At 70.2% G+C, this 4,474-nt stretch carries 5 protein-coding genes and 1 pseudogene; 1 reads left to right on the top strand and 5 read right to left on the bottom strand.

Annotated elements, in window-relative coordinates:
* Positions 1 to 94: 94 nt before the first annotated feature.
* A pseudogene (locus tag PV341_RS44020) lies at positions 95 to 160 on the bottom strand (PadR family transcriptional regulator); the annotation flags it as partial.
* Positions 161 to 424: 264 nt separating this feature from the next.
* On the opposite strand from PV341_RS44020, the gene PV341_RS44015 reads away from it, so the two are divergent.
* Positions 425 to 628 carry a cold-shock protein gene (locus PV341_RS44015; protein ID WP_499512323.1) on the top strand — a complete coding sequence of 68 codons (204 nt, stop codon included), beginning with the start codon at positions 425 to 427 and terminating at the stop codon, positions 626 to 628.
* A 129-nt stretch (positions 629 to 757) separates the two neighbouring features.
* Here PV341_RS44015 and PV341_RS44010 read toward each other — a convergent pair whose 3' ends face one another.
* The 4 genes from PV341_RS44010 to PV341_RS43995 all read right to left on the bottom strand — a co-directional run.
* Complete coding sequence (locus PV341_RS44010; protein WP_500360860.1) at positions 758 to 2,428, bottom strand: FG-GAP-like repeat-containing protein; 1,671 nt, start codon at positions 2,426 to 2,428, stop codon at positions 758 to 760.
* Positions 2,429 to 2,764: 336 nt separating this feature from the next.
* Positions 2,765 to 3,151: a nuclear transport factor 2 family protein gene (locus tag PV341_RS44005; RefSeq protein ID WP_500328949.1), complete on the bottom strand. Its 387-nt coding sequence runs from the start codon at positions 3,149 to 3,151 to the stop codon at positions 2,765 to 2,767.
* A gap of 248 nt (positions 3,152 to 3,399) precedes the next feature.
* Complete coding sequence (locus PV341_RS44000) at positions 3,400 to 3,924, bottom strand: hypothetical protein (RefSeq protein WP_500360858.1); 525 nt, start codon at positions 3,922 to 3,924, stop codon at positions 3,400 to 3,402.
* 345 nt (positions 3,925 to 4,269) lie between these two features.
* Positions 4,270 to 4,474 (bottom strand): AbrB/MazE/SpoVT family DNA-binding domain-containing protein (locus PV341_RS43995; RefSeq protein WP_500360856.1); only part of this gene is annotated, 205 nt, incomplete at its 5' end.

The raw sequence follows: 4,474 nt of genomic DNA, 5'->3' as shown, positions 1-4,474 counted from the left end.
CCACCTCGCCGTCCGGCGGCCCCGAAATCCCCACCGTCGCATGCTCCCCCCGAACCCCGCCGAAGGCCAGCCCATGTCCCGCGGCCGGGGCGGCGCGCAGCCGGGCCCCGTAGCGAGGCCCGTGCTCCAGCAGGGCGAGCAGCCCGTGGCGGATCGACATACCGAGTATGTCGGGCCCCGCCAACGCTCGCCGCGAGCACCTGCCGTGCGAAGGTGCGCTCCATGAAGGCCCGTTCACAACCCTCGGCCCGGGCCCCCCGCCACCGGGGAACACACGCCCCGCGAAGACACCTGCGCCGACGCAGGCGTATTCGCTGGCGAAGGCAGCACATCATCGGGTAAGCAAGGAGCGGCGGCCCGGAATCGAGGGTCCGCCGGCGCGCCCTGGGTGCGCCGCAGCAGCAGCATGCGAAGGACGAACACCGTGGCATCTGGCGTCGTGAAGTGGTTCAACGCGGAGAAGGGCTTCGGCTTCATCGAGCAGGACGGGGGAGGGCCGGACGTGTTCGCCCACTACTCGAACATCGCCGGCAACGGCTACCGCGAGCTCACGGAGGGTGAGCACGTCACCTTCGACGTGACGCAGGGACAGAAGGGCCCGCAGGCGGAGAACATCGTCCGCGGCTGACGGGCCCCTGCCCCGCGCACTGAGTCACGCCACCCGCGGTGGCGCCGACCCCAGGCGCGGCGGCCCGGCAGACCGCAACTCGGTCTGCCGGGCCGTGTCCGCCGGGCGTGTCCGCCGGCCGGGAACGACTCAGGACACGCTCTTGTAGGCCTTCCAGCCCGTCGCGATCTTCACACGGGCGGCGAAGGTGCCCTTGCCGTGACCGGTCTGCCGGTAGAGGACGCCGGCGGTGTCCCGGGCCACCAGGTCGGCCTTGCCGTCGCCCGTGATGTCACCGACGCCGACGACCGCGTTGTACGTGGCGCCCCAGTCCTTCGCGACCCGGACCCGGGCCTTGAACGCGCCCTTGCCGTCGCCCTCGTAGCGCCACAGCTCGTTGGACTTGTCCTGGGCCAGCAGATCGCCGAACCCGTCCCCGTTCAGATCGCCCGCGCCGATGAGCCTCTTGTACTCGTCCCACGACGCCCGGATCCGCTTGCCCGCCGCCAGCTTCCCACCGCTCGTCGCGGCGAACAGGTAGATGTCGCCGTTGGAGGACTTGCGCGCGATCAGATCGGCACGGCCGTCGCCCGTCACGTCCCCTGGCGAGGTCAGCACGTTGTACTGCTGGAAGCCGGTGCCCAGGGAGGTGTACGGCGTCGACGTCGTGACCGCCTTGCCGCAGCCCGGCTTGTACGCCCGCAGGGTGCCGCTGCTGAAGCGCACGATCACGTCGTTGCACCGGTCACCGCTCACGTCGCCGTAGGGGACCGCGGTGATGCCGGCGGGCCACCCGGCGCCCGAGAGCGTGCCCGAGAACTTCCCGGCGCCGTTGCCCTTCTGGAAGGCGAGGGTGCCGGAGGAGGTGAGCGTCAGCAGCTCGCCGAAGCCGTCACCGCCCGCGAAGTCCCGTCGTACGGCCGCTCCACCGCTCAGCTTCACGCTTCCGGAGGTCGTCAGTGCCGCGCCGGCGCCGTCGGCGGGGACGGCGCTGAGCGTCCAGGTGTAGGCGCCGTTGGCCAGCAGGGCACCCCTGGCGTCCCGGCCGTCCCAGACGGCGCTGATCGTGGCCCGGGCCGCGCCCCCGCTCACCGTCCGCACCACCGCGCCGGTCGCCTTGCGCTTGAGCACCAGCTTCCACGACGCGGCGGGCTTGGACAGCCACCACTTCCCGCGCCAGCCCACGGGGGTGGAGTCGGTGTCGACGGTCGTGCCGACCTGCGCGTCCGGCACGCTCAACGCGGACGCGGGTACGGCGACGTTGAGCACGTGGACGTTCTGGGCGGTGTCGGTGTAGGCGACGTAGCCGGTGTACGGGTCCACCGACCAGGAGACGGAGTTGCCTGCGAGCGTCCGCTTCACCACGGTGCCGGTGTGGACGTCGTACAGGGTCAGGACACCGTCGCTCTCACGCGAGACGACGAAGCCGTCGCCGAGTCGTTGGACGCCCGTGTAGGGCAGCGCGACCTGCTTCTTGGTCACCGTGTCGTAGACGCCGCCCTTGACCGTGTCCCCGCTCGGGCACGCCCAGCGCACCCAGCGGCCCACCGCCGCAAGGGCCGCGCTGTCGGAGCAACCCGTCAGGGAGAAGCTGGTGATCCGTGCGCCGGTACGGAGGTCCTGGGCGGCCACGCCCGTCGTCCCCGTCGGCGTCCACAGGGTGCGTCCCCACAGGGCCCAGCGCGACCCCTCCGGGAGCTTGCGCAGCACGCTGCCGGTGTCCAGGTCGGTGAAGTTGTAGTTGTCCTTGCCCTGCCGGTACCAGACGACCGCCGTCCGGCCGGAAGCGGCACTGAGAGCCCCCCGGTTTGTACCCCCCACGCAATTGTCAAGGACCGTAACAGTCGCCCCAGCAGCCCGGAAGCCGCGGCAGCACACGAACGGGCCCGGCGGATGATGTTCACCCACCGGGCTCTTTCCGTTCCATCGGCGTCAGCCCTTCCGCCCCCGGCACGGCTCGCCGGGCGGGAAACCCGCGAACCGAGGCCCGAACGCCGGGATCCCGACCCGACGGTGACCGTCGGGTCGGGATCCCGTGCGTTGTGGACCTGAGGGGATTCCCTCTGCGCACCGGGATTCCCCCTGACTCCCCGCCCGTTCCGGCACGAGAGTGGCACGGCCTCCGCGCTGGTGACCCCCTCGATGCGGAATCCGCCGCTATTCGACTTCCGGCGGCACGGGAGTGGCTTGGTGGTAGTACATCCGCCACGGCGCTCCGCTGCCCCGCTTGCGCCAGAGTGAGCTGCGGCGCGCCCGCCGACCGTTGATCGTCGTCTCGTACGTGAGGTGCACCAGTCCGGGAGCCAGGACGACCCCCGTGACGTCCGTGGGCTCGTAACGGGGACCGTCTTCGGAGCTGCCTTCCATGTCCGACAGCTCGGCCAGCATGTGCGCATAGGTCCATCGCCGGCCCGAGGCGCCGACCTCGACGAACTCAGGGTCGAGCAGTTGCCCGGTCAGGGACCGTGACGCCCGCACGCTGGGATCCATGAGACGCAGCTCGCCCGCTATCGCCTCGCTCACCTCGTCTGGTTCATGGCTCACGCGCGCATCTTTGCTCAGGTAGTCAGGTGCCGCGCAACTGGCGTGCCGACCGAGCGTGCTCTAGGCGGCTTTCCCGGCACCGTGACTTCTGGTCCCATGGTCGAAGGACCGGCTGCCGGGCGCCACCGTGTCCTGCTGCCGCCCGACAACAGCGGGACACGATCGTTCACGCCCTGCGGAATGCCTGTCGTGGGCGCCACGACAGTGCGCCCGGCTGCCTGGGGCTGCTGCGTTCGGTTCCGAGCAGCTCAGCCTCCGGCCGGACCTTGCGGCGCGAGGGCGTGGCAGGCCTCCCATGCCGCGTAGAACTGCTTCTTCGTGAAGGACATGATGTCCGGTACCTGGGCAGTCCGCGGGTCCGGATCGGGGTAACCGGGCAGTCCGTTCTCACGTGCACAGGTCGCGAAGTCCCTGTGCTTCTTCATGTCATCCGGGCTCACATACAGCGACACGGTGTTCCCCTTGCCCGCACGCGACTCGCACGCCTTGAAAGCAGGGTCGGTCACCGGCAGCGCGCTGCCGTCCGCCATCCGGGCGAACATGGAGTTCGCTTCCGGCTTCGGTTCAGGGTCCTTCGCGTCGACGCCGTGCTCGCGCAGACACTGTGCGTAGTCTGTCCACCCGGCCACGTCGAAAGGTCCGCTGTACACAGAGGTGTACTCGTGGTCCGCCCCATCGACGGCACTGCTCATCTGGACGTTCACGACCAGCGCCGCCGCCGCGGCGGCCAGCACCACAGAGGTCGCGAGCGTGCGCTTGACAAAAGTACGCATCGAAAGTCTCTCGTTCCATGAGATTCGGATGGGCTGGGAGCTGGCCACGTACCGGCAGCTGCCCTTCCCGCGCTCGATCCCATCCGACCAAACCCCGCGTGAACCGGGCGTGAGACGTTCTTCGGCGAACTGAAGGCCAAGCAGGGCCGTGCTCCTGGCCGTTGGCCGGACTGCCTCGATCGGAGCCCTTCCCGGTCGGGGTCTGCCCCGGCCGTGAGCCGGGACATGGACTGTCCCTGCGCCTCGTCTGCCACGGCTGGCGGTACGGCGGATCACGAATCGGCTTGGTGGAGGTCGTCCACGGCCTCAGGGGACGTCTGCACCTGCCCTCGTGAGCACGCCGGCTCAGTCCTCTTCGGGGCGATCGGGGCGGACGGCGATGTGGTCGGGTTCGAGTTCGAGCATGACGCGGCTGCGGATGTCGAGGGCGTGGGTGTAGTCGCGGGGGAGTTGGAGGCGTCCGGAGCGGTCGACGGTGGCGTACTCGCTGGCGTGGACGGTGGTGCGGCCTTCGTCGTCGACGCTGGTGCGGCGGACGACTTCGGAGGCG

The sequence above is a fragment of the Streptomyces sp. PA03-1a genome, from assembly GCF_033792805.1.
Classification (GTDB): Bacteria; Actinomycetota; Actinomycetes; order Streptomycetales; family Streptomycetaceae; genus Actinacidiphila.
The sequence above is the reverse complement of the archived record's forward strand: the minus strand, read 5'-3'. Positions and strand labels throughout refer to the sequence as shown.

What these genes read in the sequence shown, in the direction of transcription:
- PV341_RS44000 (WP_500360858.1), bottom strand. Translation starts at nt 3,924, where the DNA reads ATGCGTACTTTTGTCAAGCGCACGCTCGCGACCTCTGTGGTGCTGGCC.